This window comes from Pseudomonas sp. LBUM1664 (assembly GCF_059695895.1).
Genome location: NZ_CP166791.1, coordinates 5484902 through 5501343 on the forward strand (window position 1 = coordinate 5484902; position 16442 = coordinate 5501343).

A 16442-nucleotide genomic window follows, 5' to 3' on the forward strand; every position below is an offset into this window, starting at 1 on the left:
CTGAAATTTTTGGATCATTCGCAGCCGCATCTGACGTCACAGAGTGCACGGTAGCCGTTCTTGGCTCAGCGTTCGCAGATACCTTCGAGCGCAAACTTGCTCGCGCAGTAGGCACGACGTTTGCGTAAATTAAGGCACGAAGGCCTTGGTCATCGCGACCGCGCCGAACCGGCGCATCTCCTCCAGTGGCGGCTCTTCGAAGATGCCCTCATGACCGTAGCCTGCATTGTTGACCAATGCATCGACCGGGCCATGACTTGCTTGTGTAGCCGCCAAAGGATTGAAGGCAGGTACCGTGGCAGAACCTGACTCTCCGTAAACCCATTGACTCTCCCGTTAAGGGCACACCCTACCCTCAAAGCTCTACCTACAGGATGTAGTAAATGATGAGCAAACGAGTACTGGTGATTCTGGGTCACCCTTCAGTCGAAAGTTTCTGTGGCGCCTTGACCGAAACTTATGTCGAGGCGGCTAAAAGTGCTGGGCATGACGTGCGTCTGTTACGACTGGACGCGCTGAACTTTGACCCGGTGCTGCACGATGGCTATAAACGGATTCAACACTTGGAGCCGGATCTGCTCAAGGCCCAGGCAGATATCCTCTGGGCCGAGCACCTGGCCTTTGTCTACCCGATCTGGTGGGGCGGTATTCCGGCCTTGATGAAAGGCTTCTTCGACCGGGTCTTTCTGCCCGGTTTCGCCTTCAAATACCGCGAAGGTAAAGCCTTTCCCGACAAGCTCCTGAAAGGACGAACCGCTCATCTGCTGGTCACGATGGACACTCCACCGTGGTACTACAAATGGGTCTATCGCATGCCGGGCCTGCACCAGATGCGCAAGACCACGCTGGAGTTCTGTGGTATCAAGCCGTTGAAGACCCTGACGTTTGGACCTCTCCTCGGCTCCAAGCCCAATCAGCGGGATACCTGGCTCAAGCAGGCCCAGGATATCGCCAGCCACTGACTCGCACGTTGCGCCGCATCGCTTGCAACAGGCGGCCCTAAAAAGGATTTTTCATGTATATCGGCAAAGCCGCCCAGTTGTCGGGTACGACGATCAAAAGTATCCGCCACTATGAAGCCATCGGCTTGTTACCGCCGCCCCAGCGCGAAGGAAAATACCGTGTCTATAGCCAGCAGAGCATTGAGTTGCTGACGTTCATCAAGTGCGCTCAGCACTTGGGCTTCAAACTCAAGGAAATGCGGGCGATCCTGCAGGATCATCGGGGTCAGCCGTTGCCCTGGGATTTGGCGAACAAGGCCATCGCGGCTAAAAAGCAGGAACTGATGAGTCAGATTGAAGGGTTGCAGAAGGTCTACGCAGGGCTGGCGGAATTTGAAGCCAACCTCAAGGATGCGCGAAACCATTGCCAATTCGAACACCTTGCCAAAACCGCATGAACAGCAAGCCGCCTCGACTCACTGCAATCGCGCAATCGCGGGGTTCAAAAGTGGCTCGGAGCATCAACCACCTATCCCTGCCAAAAGCTTATACGGCTTTCATGAGCTCACGCCCACATAGACGGCATAGATCAGGCCCCAGAGGCAGGCGCTGAGCGCGGTAGCGGTGAGGATCATGAGCCCGGCCGACGGTCCAAATGCGACTTGCGCAGGTGCGGGCGACTCAGGTGGGTGGAGATAGAGCGGGCGCCCATTGCTCCAGACGGCTATCAACCTGTCCTTAGGCAGCAATACCTTGGAGCCACCATTGCACAGGTACGCTGACGGCTCGGCTTGGGCGGCTGGCTTGCATGTTGGCGGTACATTCCAAAGCTTGACTACTTGGCCAGCGTGATCGTTGGCCCAGGCCCGGGCCTCGCTTTCGTGGTTGTACAACCCGCAATAGTCGGGGTCGTCACATTCGACAAAGTAGAAATACGGTGCCACTGGCTCGACCCGCTCAAGGATTGGCTCAGCGAGCGCTACGCGCAGTTCCTCTGCACAAGATCCGCCTGGAGAGCTGTGATGTTTTTCGATGAGATATGCCGCTTGCTCGACCAGATCCCGCGACAGGGTGATTGTTTTATTGGTCATGGTTTCACCTCACACCCGCAACGAGCGGGATGCGCTTTTGATTGTCGGCAAGGTCGCGCAGGCGGGTGGACCGCCGGCCTCATAATTTCCGACAGTTCGACGAACTTTGCCAGCAATTGTTCCAGACGGCAGTCACTCGTTTTCAGAACGCGGATCTCGCTCATTCAGCTTCCAATCAATGGTCAGTGCCAGTGTAGATGCCACAAGATACCTTCACGTCACTGACCAGAAAGCCCCAATCAGCACACCGTTTGCGGGTTATGAACAGGCTTTGAATGAGGCTTGGCGGTCAGCCAACTCAAAAAGTGACAGATGTCGCAGCCAGGCGTGGGCAACGAGATAGCGCGATGAAAAATCACATGGGCCTAGCTGTCTTGTCGGCGAAATAACTTTCCTGATTTGGGATCACAGATCAAGGCTTTTCAGCCCATTGCCCCGCAACGTGGGTGACTCCCCGGTGATCTCGCACAGCAGCGCGGTGACCGCCTGCCCCTCAACCGTACCGCGCATCTGCAGAAACCCCGCCACAGCACCGACAGCAAACCAGTAACGATGCACCAGACAGTTGCAGCGGGCGATGGCCTGCGATTGCGCGTCGAGCAGCTTGCGTTGGGGCAGCAGGCTGATCAATTCGTGCCCCCGGTCCAGGTCAGCGCGACCGCTCCTGCCGATCAGCCTGTCGGATCTGCCGTGTCGGTAGACCGCTTCGGCCACCGGGCCCGCGAAGCAATGGAGCAGGTCACGTTCAATGGCGTCGACCATCGAGGGCAGATATTCAGCAATCCCCGGGGCGTCGAAGGCCGGGCGCGGGACGAGGTAATCCGCTTCCACCAAACCCTCTGCGTATTGCGGGTTACCACACAGATCGAACATCGGGCCCGTGCAGGCTTCGGCCCTGGTACGCACGGTGACACGTTTGATGGGCTGACCGTTCCACCAAAAGGCCAGGGCGTGACCGGCTTCATGGAAAGCCGTACAGCGCGGGCGTGTGTTCATGGTGGTTCTCTCCTGGCCTGCGCGCGCTTTGGCACGACAAAAATGCCGGACTCGGAAAAAGCGCTATCCCTTGCAGGCGCCGTTCATATCATCTGCCTCAGCCTGCACGCCCGATAAAAGAATCTGCCTATCAACCGTTAATACCGCGCCTATTAGCGATCTGTCACAAAGGGACTAGCCTTGATTCTGCACTGGCGTAAGTTCGCCGGTTGAGACCTGATAAAAGAGACTAAAAAGTTCAGAACCGTACTGGGCTTGCCGTGGGCCACGATGCTGGCAAATCGATTCTCGATTGCCACTCTTTAGCATTGCCGTGAGGCCACAACGATGAGTTGAACAAACTGTGAGCCCTGCAACCTGTGTCATTGATTTCACCTGTCGCTATTAAAGCCCGGCCGGGCTGGATAGCTGGATGAACACGACCAAAGGTAGCTCCTCATGGCAAACGAATCGAAATGCCCGTTCAATCACGCCGCTGGCGGTGGCACGACGAACCGCGACTGGTGGCCGAACCAGTTGAATCTGAAAATCCTGCACCAGCACTCCCCGCTGTCCGACCCTATGGGCGAGGGCTTCAACTACACCCAAGCGTTCAAAAGCCTGGATTTCCAGGCACTGAAACAAGACCTGCATGCGCTGATGACCGACTCGCAAGACTGGTGGCCAGCAGACTTCGGTCACTATGGGCCGCTCTTTGTCCGCATGGCCTGGCACAGTGCCGGTACCTACCGCACCGGTGACGGACGCGGTGGCGCAGGTTCCGGGCAGCAGCGTTTTGCGCCGCTCAACAGCTGGCCGGACAACGTCAGCCTCGACAAGGCGCGTCGGCTGCTATGGCCGATCAAACAGAAGTATGGCCGTAACATTTCCTGGGCCGACCTGATCGTCCTCACCGGGAACGTCGCGCTGGAGTCCATGGGCTTCAAGACCTTCGGTTTTTCCGCTGGTCGCCCGGACGTCTGGGAGCCGGATGAAGATGTCTATTGGGGCTCCGAAAACAAATGGTTGGGCGGCGATACCCGCTACGGCAAACCGGATAAAGCCGCCATGCAAGAGCCCGGCGAAGGACAGCTGGTGGCCGAGCCTGGCAATGAAGAAAGCCGTACCGACCTGGGACGCAACCTGGAGAACCCGCTGGCCGCCGTGCAGATGGGCCTGATCTACGTCAACCCGGAAGGCCCCGAGGGCCAACCGGATCCAGTCGCTGCCGGGGTGGATATCCGTGAAACCTTCGCCCGCATGGCGATGAACGATGAAGAAACCGTGGCCCTGATCGCCGGCGGCCACGCCTTCGGCAAGACCCACGGCGCCGGCCCCGCGGACAATGTCGGCGCCGAGCCCGAAGCCTCTGGCCTGGAACAGCAGGGCCTGGGCTGGAGGAATACATTCGGCACCGGCAAAGGCGCCGATACCATCACCAGTGGCCTGGAAGTGACCTGGACCACCACGCCCACCCGCTGGAGCAATAATTATCTGGAGAACCTGTTCGGTTTCGAGTGGGAACTGACCAAGAGCCCGGCAGGTGCGCACCAGTGGACGCCGAAAAACGGCGCAGGCGCAGGCATCATTCCCGATGCCCATGACCCGTCCAAGCGGCGTAATCCAACGATGCTGACCACCGACCTGGCGCTGCGCTTCGACCCGATCTACGAAAAAATCTCGCGGCGCTTCCTGGAGAACCCGGACCAGTTGTCCGACGCGTTTGCCCGCGCCTGGTTCAAGCTGATCCACCGCGACATGGGCCCGCTCGCGCGCTACCTGGGCCCGGAACTGCCCAACGAAGAGCTGCTGTGGCAAGACCCGATCCCTGCGGTCGACCATGCGCTGGTCAACGACAGTGACGTCGCTGCCCTCAAGGACAAGCTGCTGGCTTCGGGCCTGTCGGTTTCACAGCTTGTGTCTACTGCATGGGCGGCGGCCTCCACCTTCCGTGGCTCCGACAAACGCGGCGGGGCCAACGGCGGCCGCCTGCGCCTGGCCCCGCAGAAGGATTGGCCAGCCAACCAGCCAGAGCAACTGGCTCAGGTGCTGGCGACCCTTGAAAGCGTCCGGAGCGAGTTCAACGGTGCCCAATCCGCCGGTAAAAAAATCTCACTGGCGGACCTGATCGTGCTGGCCGGCAGTGCCGGCGTTGAACAAGCGGCGAAAAATGCCGGGCTCAGCGTGACGGTGCCTTTCACGCCAGGACGTATGGACGCAAGCCAGGAGCAGACGGACGTCGAGTCGTTCGGTTTTCTCGAGCCCATCGCCGATGGTTTCCGTAACTACCTCAAGGGCAGATACAGCGTACCCACCGAGGCGCTGCTGATCGACAAGGCGCAACTGCTGACCCTCAGCGCACCAGAGATGACCGCACTGATCGGCGGCCTGCGCGTGCTCAATACCAACGTCGGCCACACCCCGCACGGCGTCTTCACCCAACGGCCGGAGGTGCTGACCAACGACTTCTTCGTCAACCTGCTCGACATGGGCGTGGAATGGAAACCGCTCTCCGACACCCAGGAAGCGTTCGAAGCCCGTGACCGCAAGACCGGCCAAGTCAAATGGACCAGCACGCGTGTCGATCTGGTGTTTGGCTCCAACGCACAACTACGGGCCTTGGCCGAAGTCTATGCCAGCGCCGACGCGCAGGAGCAGTTCGTCAAAGACTTCATCGCAGCCTGGGTCAAGGTGATGAACCTGGATCGGTTTGATCTCGGGTGACCCAAGAGGCTTTGAAACAGGACCCTCGACCTGATTGTTCAGGTTGGGGGCTCCGGCGAGCGCTCTTTAGATGTCGTCGCGCTGAGCCCGACCGTCCGGACCATACAGTTTGCTGCCGATGACGGTGTTGAGAAAGCTGACAATGCGCTGGTTGTACGCCATGCGCAGGCTGAGCGCTTCGCCGTTCGAGGTATTGATCTCCCGGGCGCGAAACGCCAATGCCTGCATTTGCCGCCAGGCCGCCAGACAATCGGCATCGTGGGCTGCCTTGAGCGCGCCTTTTCGACCAGGACCGTAGCCAAGTTTGAGCTGCGCCCCGTAACGACTAGCTTCCAACTGCTCCAGCTTCTGCAGCGCCACCTGTTTGCCCGCCGTCAGCTCTCGCAGCTTTTCACCATCAACCCTGGCCTGAGCCAAGGCGCGGCGTTCCTGCTCCAACAGCTCGACCAGCTGCACGATGACCTGCTGCTGTAACTCCAAATGTTTAGCCAGACTCATAGGTATCTGAAACTCATCGGTATCGGCCTTTCTTGTCGCTCATTGCTTCTCGCTGCCAAGCGTTTCCCTGACACTTGACACCAAGCCTTCGTAGATCGATTCCGAGCTGATCTGCAAGGTACCGCTATCGATGGCCTGACGCAGGGCTGCGACTTTTTCCATATCAACATCCGACGCAGTTTCCACATCCGCAAGGGTGCTGATGCTTGAGAGCTGCACGTCGTCATCGAGCGTCGCATCCAGCGTCTGCAGCTCGGTTCGTTGTGAACTGGTGCCGGCCACGTTGCTGTCAGTCGGCGGTAAGGTATTGGTCAGGTTAGCGCTTATGATTTTCACGTTAGAGGCTTCGTTGGCTGTTGTTGGGTCACTATCGGCAATCGCGACGGCAAACTTTGACCGGTGATCGGGATTCGGAGAAAAATTTTCAGTAACGCAGTAACAACTCGTTCTGGCCGACGACTTGCGCATTGAGCATCTTGCCATCACTGCTCAGCACCCTGACGCTGCTACCCAGGCTGCCATTGTCCAGCGCCTTGCCATCGCGCCTGATCGTAAAGCCCGCGCCTTGAGCCCGCAGTACGACACGTTGATTGCGCTCCACCAACCAGCGTTCGCGGAAATTGTTCAGCGCCAAGGCAGCGCCCCGACTGAAGCTGCGACTGGCCTGACGGCCAACGACTTGCTCCGGCCTCAGCACGCTACCTTTGGGCAAGCGCTCCAGCGGGCCGCGTTTGATCTCCAGCATATCGGCTTTAACGACGTCTCCCGCCGCAATCCTTTGACGGCTGACCACGTATTCGCCGACGGCGCCCACACTGACTTGAAGATAGCCGACTACGCCCTCCTCTCCTTCACAACGCACACCGACCGCCACACGGCCAAACACGTTTTGCTCAGGATGCACCAGATACGGCAGAGGGCTTTCGCATGCCGATATCCGTGTGGCCGGCTGACCAATGTCGATCTGCATCTGTTGGCTGCGCGGCGGCAATCGTTGCGCAATCAAGTGACGCACCTTGTCTTGCAGCACATCCGGTTGGGCCATGGCACTGGCGCTATGGAGCAAGCCAAGCAGAACCCATCCGTGGACACAGGCATGACCAAGCAACGCGTGAGGCCGTAAAAACCCTGTCATCGAGCCAACCCTCTGAGGTAGCAAGTGGAGAATTTTAGGCGCTCCGGCGCCAAGGCAAGGCCTGAATTGGTTGCCAAATAGCGGCCTGTTTCGGCCTTTGCATCGACGACCTTGGGACTAATCTGCGAGCTGTTCAATTATTTGAAGCACAGGTCCGCAGACATGATCGACAAGCTCGACAACGAGCTGCGCTTCCAGCAGGACGCAATGAGTTTGCGGGCTGAGCGCCAGCAGGTATTGGCCAACAACATTGCCAACGCCGACACCCCCAACTTCCGGGCGCGTGACTTTGACTTCTCAACCGAGCTGGCCAGCTCCCTGCAGAAGGGCCGCGCCAACGAGCGGGGCATGACGCTGGCTACCACCTCGGATCGCCACCTGCACGCTGCCTCCGACAGCTTCTCGAGCCGCACGCTGCTCTATCGCGTGCCTGACCAACCGAGCCTTGACGGCAACACCGTGGACATGGATCGCGAGCGCGCGCAGTTCACCGATAACGCCGTCAGGTATCAGGCAAGCCTGACGTTTCTGAGCAGTCGATTGCAGTCGCTCAAGACCGCCATGCAATCCGAATAACGCAGGGAGAACTCCATGTCGATGTTCAGCATTTTCGATATCGCCGGTTCCGCGCTCAGCGCCCAGTCCCAGCGCATGAACGTAACGGCCAGCAACCTGGCCAACGCCGACACCACCAGCGGCCCCGATAACGAAGCCTATCGCGCCCGCCAGGTGGTGTTCGAGTCGCAATACCAGACCGGCAGCCGTATTGGTGGCGTACGGGTCAGCCAAGTGGTCGAAGACGGCTCCCCCCTACGGCAGGAATACCGTCCGGGCGACCCGCTGGCCAACGAGGACGGCTACGTGACCATGCCCAACGTTGAGCCCGTGGGCGAAATGGTCAACATGATCTCCGCTTCGCGCTCCTATCAGGCCAACGTCGAAGTCATGTCCACCAGCAAGGAAATGATGCTGAAAACTTTGACCCTAGGCGAGGCGTAAACAATGGCTAGCACGATTTCCAGTTCGGTCCTTTCGAGCATGAACAGCAGCACGACCACCTCAGAAAGCACGGCTTCGGCTTCGGATGAGCTGCAAGATCAATTTCTGACGCTGCTGACGACCGAATTGCAGAACCAGGATCCGACCGATCCGATGGACAACAGCGAAATGGTCACGCAGTTGGCCCAGATCAGCACGATCAGCAGCATCGAGGAAGTGACCTCCACGCTGGAGGGCATCTCCAGCCAGCTCAGCGCCAGCGAGTCCCTGCAAGCCTCGGCGCTGGTGGGCAACGGCGTGTTGATCGACGGCAACACCATCCAGGTCGGCAGCGGCGTCGCCACCACCTTCGGCGTGACCCTGGCCAGTGATGCAGACAGCGTCACCGTCACCATCAAAGACAGTAACGGTACGGTGGTTCGGACCCTGGACGAAGGTGACATGAGCGCTGGCACCCAAGCCTTGTCCTGGGACGGTTTAGAGGACGACGGCACGACCGCGGCCGACGGTGCTTACACCTTCTCCATCACGGCCACCGCCGAGGACGTCGCCGTTACAAGCACAGCGCTGAAATACGCCCTGGTGACCGGCGTGACCACCGATAGCAGCAACGAAGTGGCGCTCGATCTGGGTGGCGTCAATGAAAACGTCGCGTTGAGCGACATCAGCCTGGTGCTTTGATCGCTCTGCCTCACTCACAACCAGCCATTGCTCGCAGTCGCCAAGACTGCTCAGTCATCGTTCGCATCTCAGGAGAAACACCATGGCTTTTTCCCAAGCGCTTAGTGGTCTGACGGCTGCTTCCACCGACCTCAACGTCGTCAGCAACAACATTTCCAACTCCCAGACCGTAGGCTTCAAAAGCTCGGAGACACAATTCGCCGACGTTTATTCCGGAGCGGATGTAGGGCTGGGGACCTCGGTTTCAGGCGTGGTACAGAACTTTGAATCCGGCAGCCTGACCACCACCGATAACGAGCTGGACCTGGCCATCAACGGTGAGGGTTTCTTCACATTTACCGACGGCACGCAAACCGTGTACTCGCGCAACGGCCAATTGACCCTGACCGCCGATGGTTATCTGGAAAACGCCGCGGGCGATCAATTGCTGGGCGTCAACGGCGTCATTCAGATCCCGACGACGGGCATGCAAGCCAGCGCCAGTACTGAAGTGGATGCCGAGCTGAACCTGGACGCCAGTGAAGAGATCATCACCACTGCCTTCGACCAGACGGACGCCTCGACCTACTCGTACTCAACGACCACGACCCTCTACGACTCTCTGGGCATCAGCCACACCAGCACCCTCTATTTCAGCAAAACCGCCGAGAACACCTGGGATGTCCACACCGCAGTCGATGGCAACCTGCTGACTGAAACACAAACCGTGGAGTTCAGCTCCAGCGGCCTGATCACCAGCGGAGAGACCGGCACCTACACCTATGACCCGGCCAACGGTGCCGCGGCCATGAGCTTCGAGCTGGACCTGACGGGCACGACGCAGTTCGGTAACGACTCCGAGGCTGACATTTCTCAGAATGGCTACACCTCCGGCAGCCTGGTGAGTTTTACCATCGATGAGACCGGTACGGTCGTTGCCACCTACTCCAACGACCGGACGCAAAACGTCGACCAGATTCAACTGGCTACTTTCAGCAATGAAAATGGCCTGCAGGCCAACGGCGACAACACCTGGCTGGCCACCAACGATTCCGGCCAGGCCTCGCTGGGCGTTGCCAGCAGCGGTTCCCTGGGCTCGATCCTCAGCGGTGCGACCGAAGACTCCAACGTCGACCTGACCGCCGAACTGGTGAACCTGATCATTGCCCAGCGCAACTTCCAGGCCAATGCCAAGTCGGTCACGGCGCAAAGCGAAGTGCTTCAGCAAGCCGTAAACATCGGGTCCTGACGCATGGATCGCATGCTCTTCACAGCCATGAGCGGGGCCAATCAGGCACTCGAACAACAGGCTGTCGTGGCCAACAACCTGGCCAACATTGTCACGCCGGGCTTTCGCTCGCAGTTGGTCGAGATGCAGTCCTCGCCTGTCGCGGGCGAGGGCTTGCCTACACGGGTTTCAGTCCTCGCGAACGGGTTGGGGGTCGACTGGACCGAAGGGCCGATCACCCATACCGACAGGGCGCTGGATGTGGCGCTCGGTGAGAACGGCATGCTGGCGGTGCAAACCGCCGACGGCAAAGAGGCCTATACACGGCGAGGTGATTTACAGGTCGATGGCACCGGCGCAATGACCGTGGGAGGCCGCCCGGTCATCGGTGACGGTGGGCCGATCACCGTGCCGCTGGGCAGCGAAATCACGTTGGGCAGCGACGGCACCATCAGCGTCCGTGAACTCGGCATGGAGCCCCGGGGCTTGAGCCCGGTGGGTCGGCTGAAGGTGGTGTCGGCCTTGCCCGGCACCTTGCAGGCCGGTACCGACGGGCTATTCCGGCCCCAGGCGGATGCCAGCGGCACCGTGCAACCACTGCCTGCCGACGAAACCATGCGTGTGACACCCGGCGCACTGGAGGGCAGCAACGTCAGCCCTACCAGCGCCATGGTCGCCATGATCGACAACTCGCGCCGCTACGAAATGCAGATGAAAGCCATCAGTACCGCCGACGAAAACGCCAAGACCGCCAATAGCCTGCTTTCCCTGCAGAGCTGACCTCACGGTTGAATGAATAAGGAACCGATCGATGATCAGATCACTGTGGACGGCCAAAACCGGCCTGGAAGCCCAGCAGGGGCAAATGGACGTGATCGCCAACAACCTGGCCAACGTCAGCACCAATGGTTTTAAACGCTCGCGAGCGGTGTTTGAAGACCTGGTGTATCAGAACGTACGCCAGCCCGGCGCACAAAGTAGCACCGACACCCGGCTGCCCTCGGGCTTACAGGTCGGTACCGGGGTGCGTGAAGTCGCCACCGAGCGCCTGCACACCCAAGGCAATCTGGAAGAGACCAGTAACTCCAAGGACCTGGCAATCAATGGCCTGGGTTTTTTCCAGGTGGACATGCCGGACGGAACCACCGCCTACACCCGCGACGGCAGTTTCCAGCTCGACTCGAACGGCGAGATGGTCACGTCCAACGGCTACAAACTCTCGGCAGGGGTCACCATCCCGGCCAACGCCACGGCCATCTCGATCAGTACCGATGGCATCGTTTCGGTGACCCAACCCAGCAGCTCGAATTCGACCCAGGTCGGGCAGTTGAACCTGGCATTGTTCATCAACCCGGCAGGCTTACAGAGTATCGGCCAGAACCTCTATCTGGAGACTGACGCCTCGGGTTCTCCGACCGAAACCACACCAGGCCTCAACGGCGGTGGAACGCTGTCCCAGGGTTACGTCGAGACCTCCAACGTCAACGTCGTGGAGGAAATGGTAGGCATGATCCAGACCCAGCGCGCTTACGAAATCAACAGTAAGGCCGTCGAGAGCTCGGACGAGATGCTTCAGCGTCTGACTCAACTCTGACCGCCATGTTCGAGACCCAGAAAATGGCGCATAAGCCCTCATCGCAATGGCCTTTGTCGATGGTACTGGCCGCAATGCTGGCGACCACAGGCTGCGAACAACTGCCCCGCGAGCCCGTCGTGCCTGACGAGCAAATGCAGGTGCCGGCCCTACCGGATCGCCAGGCCAACGGTTCGATCTACCAGAGCAGCCGTGGATCGCAGCCCTTGTTCGAGGACCGGCGTCCGCGGATGGTCGGCGACACGCTGACCATTGAACTGGAAGAACAAGTCAGCGCCAGCAAGACCTCCTCCTCCAATGCCAACCGTGCCGGCTCCATGGGTTTGAGCCTGGCGGCCACCTCCAGCCGGGCGTCCCAGGTAGGCGACTTCGGGCTGGACGCCTCGACGTCCCACGACTTCAGCGGTAGCGGCGGTTCCCAGGCCAACAACTCCTTCACCGGCACGATTTCGGTGACGGTCATGCAGGTGATGCCCAATGGCAACTTGCGGGTACGTGGCGACAAGCAGATTGCAATCAACCAGGGCACCGAATTCATCCGTTTCTCCGGCGTGGTCAATCCTCGGACCATTACCGGAGACAACACGGTGTCGTCGACCCAGGTTTCCCAGGCCCGGATCGAGTATGTCGGTGATGGCTACATCAACGAAGCACAGCGCATGGGCTGGCTCCATCGCATCCTCCTCAACATCTCTCCTTTTTGAGTACGCGAACCATGGCTGACGCTGTATTCATTCCATCATTTTTGCGCCCCGCCAGATCCGGATCCCGAACGCTGCGCAGCTTGTTGCTTGCCTGCACGTTGCTGTTGGGCGGCGCGGCACAGGCCGAGCAGATTCGCGACATCGCCGACTTCGCCGGGATACGCCCCAATAGTCTGGTGGGCTATGGCCTGGTGGTTGGCCTGGACGGCAGCGGCGACCAGACCACCCAGAGCCCGTTCACCGAACAAGGCCTGACCAACATGCTGTCGCAGCTGGGCGTCACCCTGCCCGCGGACGCCAACATGCAGATGCGCAATATCGCGGCAGTGATCGTCACCGCCAACCTGCCGGCGCTTTCGCGCCCGGGGCTGCAGATTGACGTGGTCGTTTCTTCAATCGGTAACGCGCGTAGCCTGCGCGGCGGTACCTTGCTGATGACGCCGATGAAGGGCGCCGATGGCGAGGTCTATGCCGTGGCGCAGGGCAACCTGCTGGTCGGCGGCGCGGGGGCCTCGGCCAACGGCAGCAGCGTGCAGGTCAATCAATTGGCCGGGGGGCGCATCAGTCGGGGCGCTATCGTCGAGCGTGCGGTTCCTCTGCACCTGAGCAGCGGCAATGGCTTGCTCAGCCTCAACATGCATGAGCCTGACTCCGCCACGGCCCAGCGCGTGGTCTACGCCATCAACGCCGAATTAGGCCGTACCGTGGCGTCGGCCATGGATGGCGGGATGATCCAGATCCAGGGACCGATATCACCTAACGAGCGGGTCAATTTCATGGCCCGCATCGAAAGCATCGAGGTGCTGCCGATCCAGGCACGCCCCAAGGTCATTCTTGATTCGCGCACCGGTTCGGTGGTGCTCAACAGCACGGTGAAGCTGTACCGCGCGGCGGTTGCTCACGGTAACCTCTCAGTCATCATCGACACCACCAACACCGTCAGCCAACCCGGCGCCTTCAGTGGCGGCCAGACGGCCATAACCTCCAAAAGCGACATTTCCATCGAGTCGCAGGGTGGCTCGCTGCATCTGCTTGAAGGCACGGCGAACTTGATGGACGTGGTCAAGGGTTTGAACGCGCTGGGGGCCACGCCGCAAGACCTGATGGTCATCCTGCAAGCCCTCAAGGCCGCCGGCTCCCTGCGGGCAGAACTGGAGATCATCTGATGAACATGGCTGGCAGCACGGAGGGCTTTGCCCTCGATGTCCAGGGCCTGGAGCAACTCAAGCGGCAGGCGCAGCAGGACCCGGGAGCGAGCCTGAAAGAAGCCAGCAAGCAGTTTGAGGCCTTGTTCCTGCAGATGATGCTCAAGAGCATGCGGGCGGCGATTCCTAAATCGCAAATGTCCAGCGACTCGCAAACCGAGCTATACACCGAGATGCTCGACCAGCAGTGGGCTCAGAGCCTGTCGGGGAAAGGCATCGGCCTGGCCGAGCAGTTGGCCCGGCAACTGAGCGGCCATTCCAAAAAAAACGGCGACGCCAACACCGACATAGATGCCGCGGCGGCCCTGTTTCTCGACCTGCCGCCGTCGCGTACCACGGGATCGGCATCGCCTTTTGCGAACACGGCTTACCAGACCCAGGCGTTCGAAGCCTGGAAGCGCCGTGAAGTCAGTGGCACGGACAACGAACGCCCAGAGCATGTGCAGGCGTTCGTATCGCGCTTGAGCGAACCGGTGCAAAAAGTCGCGCGCAGCAGTGGCGTGCCGGCCGAACTGATCCTTGCCCAGGCCGCACTGGAAACCGATTGGGGCCGCCGCCAGATCACCACCGCCAATGGCGCTGACAGTCACAACCTGTTCGGGATCAAGGCTGGCAGCCAGTGGCACGGCGCGACCACACAGGTCATGACCACTGAGTACGCCGAAGGCGCGGCACAAAAACAGGTGGAGAGTTTCCGCGTTTACCCCACCTACGAGGCGGCCTTCAACGACTACGCCCGATTGATTCGCACCCGCCCCGGTTACGCCGCCGTACGCAATGCCACGGATGCGCCACAGGCCGCCATCGCGCTGCAACAGGGTGGTTACGCCACCGACCCGAAGTATGCAGAAAAACTGATTTCAGTGATGGCGACCATCGGCCCCCTGCGGCCCGCCTCACCCGTGGCACGCCTGGAAACTGACCGATAACGCAGCCCGGGCATCAGTCATTTCACCGCTTGTGGATCTGTCGCCAACGTTTTTTGAAAAGAATCAGGCTCACAGGTCAAGTTGCACTTTCGCGGGGCCGATAGTGCGCAATATGTAGCTTAGGAGCTTCTCGATGAGCATTATTTCCATTGGTGTCAGCGGCCTGTCCGCCGCACAGATCGCCCTCAATACCAGCAGTAACAACACCACCAACGCCTACACGGAAGGCTATAACCGGCAAGTGACGACCTTCTCCGAAGCCACGTCGGGCAGCGGTGTGCAGGTCTCCAGTGTCGAGCGCCAGTACAACCAGTTTGTCACCACCCAGCTCAACAGTTCGATCAGCACCGAAAGCGCGCTGTCGACCTACCAGACCGAAGTCGATCAGATCGACAGCCTGTTGGCCGATGGCGATGCCAGCCTCGATACCCTGTTGCAAAGCTTCTTCTCGGCCATCCAGACCCTGACCTCCGACGCCAGCGATACAGCCGCGCGGGAAGAAGTCATCGGCGCGGCAGAAACACTGACCTCTCAGTTCACCCAATTGGGCAGCTACCTGGACGAGATGGCAGACGATGTGAACAGCCAGATCGACGATCAAGTGACCCAGGTCAATGATCTCACCGAGCAGATTGCCGACCTCAATAAAAAGATCAGCCTGTCCGATGCGCTGGGCACGACCTCCAACGACCTGCTCGATCAACGGGATCTGTTGGTCAGTCAGCTCAACGAATTGGTGGATGTCGATGTCACCACTCAGGACAACGGCAGCTACAATGTGTCCCTGAGCAACGGCCTCGCGCTGGTGGCCGGCAATGACAGTTTCGAACTGCAAACCAGCGTCTCGGCCAGCGACCCGACTCAGACAGTGGTCGCCTATGTGGATGCGGCCGGCAACACCACCGCGCTTGATGACTCCACGTTCGAAGGTGGCTCACTGGCCGGGCTGATGGATTTTCGCGATACCACGCTGACCGAAACGCAAAACCAGTTGGGGATCCTGGCGGTCTCGTTAACGCAAGCGTTCAACTCCCTGCAGGAAGCCGGCATCGACCTCAACGGCGACACCGGCACAGACTTTTTCTCGGTCGACGACCCCAGCATCTACGGCAATACCAACAATACCGGTGACGCGACACTGAGCGCGACCTTCACCGATGACGTCAGCGCATTGAGTGCCAGCGACTACACCGTCAACTACTCCGACACCGACGGCTACACCGTGACCCGTAACGATACGGGTGCCAGCGTCGAGGCCACCTACGACAGCAGCGCCGACACCCTGAGCTTTGCCGGGATGAGCGTGGCCATCAACGGCACCGCCAATGACGGCGACAGTTTCCTGGTGCTGCCGACACGCAACGCCGCCAGCAGCTTCAGCACCCTGATCAGCGATGGGAGCCTGATCGCGGCGGGCACCTCGACCGGCAGCAGCGATAACACCAACGCCCTGGCGATGCTCGACCTGCAAACCGACAGCATCGTGGGAGGCTCGTCCACCCTCAGCCAGGCCTACTCGACATTGGTCAGCAACGTGGGCAGCACCGCCAGCAAAGTCGCAGGCCAACTTGAAACCCAATCAAGCCTGACCGAGCAGTTGACCACGCTGCAGCAATCGGAATCGGGGGTCAATGTCGATGAAGAGGCGGCCAACCTGATTGTCTATCAACAGTATTACCAGGCCTGTGCGAAGGTCGTCGAAGTGGGCACCAGCCTTCTCGACACCATTCTCGACATCAGCTGATAAACGTCTGAAAGG

At 59.8% G+C, this 16442-nt stretch carries 18 protein-coding genes and 1 pseudogene; 13 read left to right on the top strand and 6 right to left on the bottom strand.

Annotated elements, in window-relative coordinates; all coding sequences use genetic code 11:
• Positions 1–71: 71 nt before the first annotated feature.
• Positions 72–276: pseudogene (locus ACA047_RS25580) on the bottom strand (short-chain dehydrogenase/reductase); the annotation flags it as partial.
• Positions 277–383: 107 nt separating this feature from the next.
• On the opposite strand from ACA047_RS25580, the gene ACA047_RS25585 reads away from it, so the two are divergent.
• Together ACA047_RS25585 and ACA047_RS25590 are read left to right on the top strand one after the other, a co-directional pair.
• Positions 384–962: an NAD(P)H-dependent oxidoreductase gene (locus tag ACA047_RS25585; RefSeq protein WP_497354137.1), complete on the top strand. Its 579-nt coding sequence runs from the start codon at positions 384–386 to the stop codon at positions 960–962.
• A 53-nt stretch (positions 963–1015) separates the two neighbouring features.
• Positions 1016–1399, top strand: coding sequence for a MerR family transcriptional regulator (locus tag ACA047_RS25590; protein WP_497354139.1), 384 nt, complete (start codon positions 1016–1018; stop codon positions 1397–1399).
• 99 nt (positions 1400–1498) lie between these two features.
• On the opposite strand, the gene ACA047_RS25595 is transcribed toward ACA047_RS25590, so the two are convergent.
• Together ACA047_RS25595 and ACA047_RS25600 are read right to left on the bottom strand one after the other, a co-directional pair.
• A complete protein-coding gene (locus ACA047_RS25595) occupies positions 1499–2032 on the bottom strand; it encodes a hypothetical protein (protein ID WP_497354141.1) in 534 nt (177 codons plus the stop codon).
• A gap of 405 nt (positions 2033–2437) precedes the next feature.
• Positions 2438–3028, bottom strand: coding sequence for a hypothetical protein (locus ACA047_RS25600; protein WP_497354143.1), 591 nt, complete (start codon positions 3026–3028; stop codon positions 2438–2440).
• Between the two features lie 438 nt (positions 3029–3466).
• On the opposite strand from ACA047_RS25600, the gene katG reads away from it, so the two are divergent.
• Complete coding sequence (gene katG / locus ACA047_RS25605; protein WP_497354145.1) at positions 3467–5731, top strand: catalase/peroxidase HPI; 2265 nt, start codon at positions 3467–3469, stop codon at positions 5729–5731.
• Between the two features lie 66 nt (positions 5732–5797).
• On the opposite strand, the gene ACA047_RS25610 is transcribed toward katG, so the two are convergent.
• The 3 genes from ACA047_RS25610 to flgA are packed head-to-tail and all read right to left on the bottom strand — an operon-like array spanning position 5798 to position 7274.
• Positions 5798–6229: a flagella synthesis protein FlgN gene (locus ACA047_RS25610; protein ID WP_497354147.1), complete on the bottom strand. Its 432-nt coding sequence runs from the start codon at positions 6227–6229 to the stop codon at positions 5798–5800.
• 39 nt (positions 6230–6268) lie between these two features.
• The gene (flgM, locus tag ACA047_RS25615; protein ID WP_497354149.1) at positions 6269–6697 is read right to left on the bottom strand and encodes a flagellar biosynthesis anti-sigma factor FlgM; all 429 of its coding nucleotides are present in this window, start codon (positions 6695–6697) and stop codon (positions 6269–6271) included.
• Positions 6654–7274, bottom strand: a complete 621-nt coding sequence (gene flgA / locus ACA047_RS25620) for a flagellar basal body P-ring formation chaperone FlgA (protein ID WP_497354151.1) — start codon at positions 7272–7274, stop codon at positions 6654–6656. Before flgA ends, flgM begins: the two co-directional genes overlap by 44 nt.
• Before the next feature lie 252 nt (positions 7275–7526).
• On the opposite strand from flgA, the gene flgB reads away from it, so the two are divergent.
• From flgB to flgK, 10 genes are all read left to right on the top strand, one after another.
• Complete coding sequence (flgB, locus tag ACA047_RS25625) at positions 7527–7940, top strand: flagellar basal body rod protein FlgB (RefSeq protein ID WP_497354153.1); 414 nt, start codon at positions 7527–7529, stop codon at positions 7938–7940.
• Positions 7941–7955: 15 nt separating this feature from the next.
• Positions 7956–8363, top strand: coding sequence for a flagellar basal body rod protein FlgC (flgC, locus tag ACA047_RS25630; RefSeq protein ID WP_497354155.1), 408 nt, complete (start codon positions 7956–7958; stop codon positions 8361–8363).
• Positions 8364–8366: 3 nt separating this feature from the next.
• Positions 8367–9044 carry a flagellar hook assembly protein FlgD gene (locus ACA047_RS25635; RefSeq protein ID WP_497354157.1) on the top strand — a complete coding sequence of 226 codons (678 nt, stop codon included), beginning with the start codon at positions 8367–8369 and terminating at the stop codon, positions 9042–9044.
• Positions 9045–9126: 82 nt separating this feature from the next.
• Complete coding sequence (gene flgE, locus ACA047_RS25640; RefSeq protein ID WP_497354159.1) at positions 9127–10272, top strand: flagellar hook protein FlgE; 1146 nt, start codon at positions 9127–9129, stop codon at positions 10270–10272.
• A gap of 3 nt (positions 10273–10275) precedes the next feature.
• A complete protein-coding gene (locus ACA047_RS25645) occupies positions 10276–11031 on the top strand; it encodes a flagellar basal body rod protein FlgF (protein ID WP_497354161.1) in 756 nt (251 codons plus the stop codon).
• Positions 11032–11062: 31 nt separating this feature from the next.
• Positions 11063–11845 carry a flagellar basal-body rod protein FlgG gene (gene flgG, locus ACA047_RS25650; RefSeq protein WP_497354163.1) on the top strand — a complete coding sequence of 261 codons (783 nt, stop codon included), beginning with the start codon at positions 11063–11065 and terminating at the stop codon, positions 11843–11845.
• Between the two features lie 74 nt (positions 11846–11919).
• On the top strand, positions 11920–12549 hold the full coding sequence (locus ACA047_RS25655) for a flagellar basal body L-ring protein FlgH (RefSeq protein ID WP_497354165.1): 630 nt from the start codon (positions 11920–11922) through the stop codon (positions 12547–12549).
• An 11-nt stretch (positions 12550–12560) separates the two neighbouring features.
• A complete protein-coding gene (locus tag ACA047_RS25660) occupies positions 12561–13715 on the top strand; it encodes a flagellar basal body P-ring protein FlgI (protein WP_497354167.1) in 1155 nt (384 codons plus the stop codon).
• Positions 13715–14683: a flagellar assembly peptidoglycan hydrolase FlgJ gene (gene flgJ / locus ACA047_RS25665; RefSeq protein ID WP_497354169.1), complete on the top strand. Its 969-nt coding sequence runs from the start codon at positions 13715–13717 to the stop codon at positions 14681–14683. The genes ACA047_RS25660 and flgJ overlap by 1 nt, the downstream gene beginning before the upstream one ends.
• A 133-nt stretch (positions 14684–14816) precedes the next feature.
• Positions 14817–16427: a flagellar hook-associated protein FlgK gene (flgK, locus tag ACA047_RS25670; protein ID WP_497354171.1), complete on the top strand. Its 1611-nt coding sequence runs from the start codon at positions 14817–14819 to the stop codon at positions 16425–16427.
• Positions 16428–16442: the final 15 nt, after the last annotated feature.

What these genes read in the sequence shown, in the direction of transcription:
- ACA047_RS25585 (WP_497354137.1), top strand. Translation starts at nt 384, where the DNA reads ATGATGAGCAAACGAGTACTGGTGATTCTGGGTCACCCTTCAGTCGAA.
- ACA047_RS25590 (WP_497354139.1), top strand. Translation starts at nt 1,016, where the DNA reads ATGTATATCGGCAAAGCCGCCCAGTTGTCGGGTACGACGATCAAAAGT.
- ACA047_RS25595 (WP_497354141.1), bottom strand. Translation starts at nt 2,032, where the DNA reads ATGACCAATAAAACAATCACCCTGTCGCGGGATCTGGTCGAGCAAGCG.
- ACA047_RS25600 (WP_497354143.1), bottom strand. Translation starts at nt 3,028, where the DNA reads ATGAACACACGCCCGCGCTGTACGGCTTTCCATGAAGCCGGTCACGCC.
- katG (WP_497354145.1), top strand. Translation starts at nt 3,467, where the DNA reads ATGGCAAACGAATCGAAATGCCCGTTCAATCACGCCGCTGGCGGTGGC.
- ACA047_RS25610 (WP_497354147.1), bottom strand. Translation starts at nt 6,229, where the DNA reads ATGAGTCTGGCTAAACATTTGGAGTTACAGCAGCAGGTCATCGTGCAG.
- flgM (WP_497354149.1), bottom strand. Translation starts at nt 6,697, where the DNA reads ATGCGCAAGTCGTCGGCCAGAACGAGTTGTTACTGCGTTACTGAAAAT.
- flgA (WP_497354151.1), bottom strand. Translation starts at nt 7,274, where the DNA reads ATGGCCCAACCGGATGTGCTGCAAGACAAGGTGCGTCACTTGATTGCG.
- flgB (WP_497354153.1), top strand. Translation starts at nt 7,527, where the DNA reads ATGATCGACAAGCTCGACAACGAGCTGCGCTTCCAGCAGGACGCAATG.
- flgC (WP_497354155.1), top strand. Translation starts at nt 7,956, where the DNA reads ATGTCGATGTTCAGCATTTTCGATATCGCCGGTTCCGCGCTCAGCGCC.
- ACA047_RS25635 (WP_497354157.1), top strand. Translation starts at nt 8,367, where the DNA reads ATGGCTAGCACGATTTCCAGTTCGGTCCTTTCGAGCATGAACAGCAGC.
- flgE (WP_497354159.1), top strand. Translation starts at nt 9,127, where the DNA reads ATGGCTTTTTCCCAAGCGCTTAGTGGTCTGACGGCTGCTTCCACCGAC.
- ACA047_RS25645 (WP_497354161.1), top strand. Translation starts at nt 10,276, where the DNA reads ATGGATCGCATGCTCTTCACAGCCATGAGCGGGGCCAATCAGGCACTC.
- flgG (WP_497354163.1), top strand. Translation starts at nt 11,063, where the DNA reads ATGATCAGATCACTGTGGACGGCCAAAACCGGCCTGGAAGCCCAGCAG.
- ACA047_RS25655 (WP_497354165.1), top strand. Translation starts at nt 11,920, where the DNA reads ATGCTGGCGACCACAGGCTGCGAACAACTGCCCCGCGAGCCCGTCGTG.
- ACA047_RS25660 (WP_497354167.1), top strand. Translation starts at nt 12,561, where the DNA reads ATGGCTGACGCTGTATTCATTCCATCATTTTTGCGCCCCGCCAGATCC.
- flgJ (WP_497354169.1), top strand. Translation starts at nt 13,715, where the DNA reads ATGAACATGGCTGGCAGCACGGAGGGCTTTGCCCTCGATGTCCAGGGC.
- flgK (WP_497354171.1), top strand. Translation starts at nt 14,817, where the DNA reads ATGAGCATTATTTCCATTGGTGTCAGCGGCCTGTCCGCCGCACAGATC.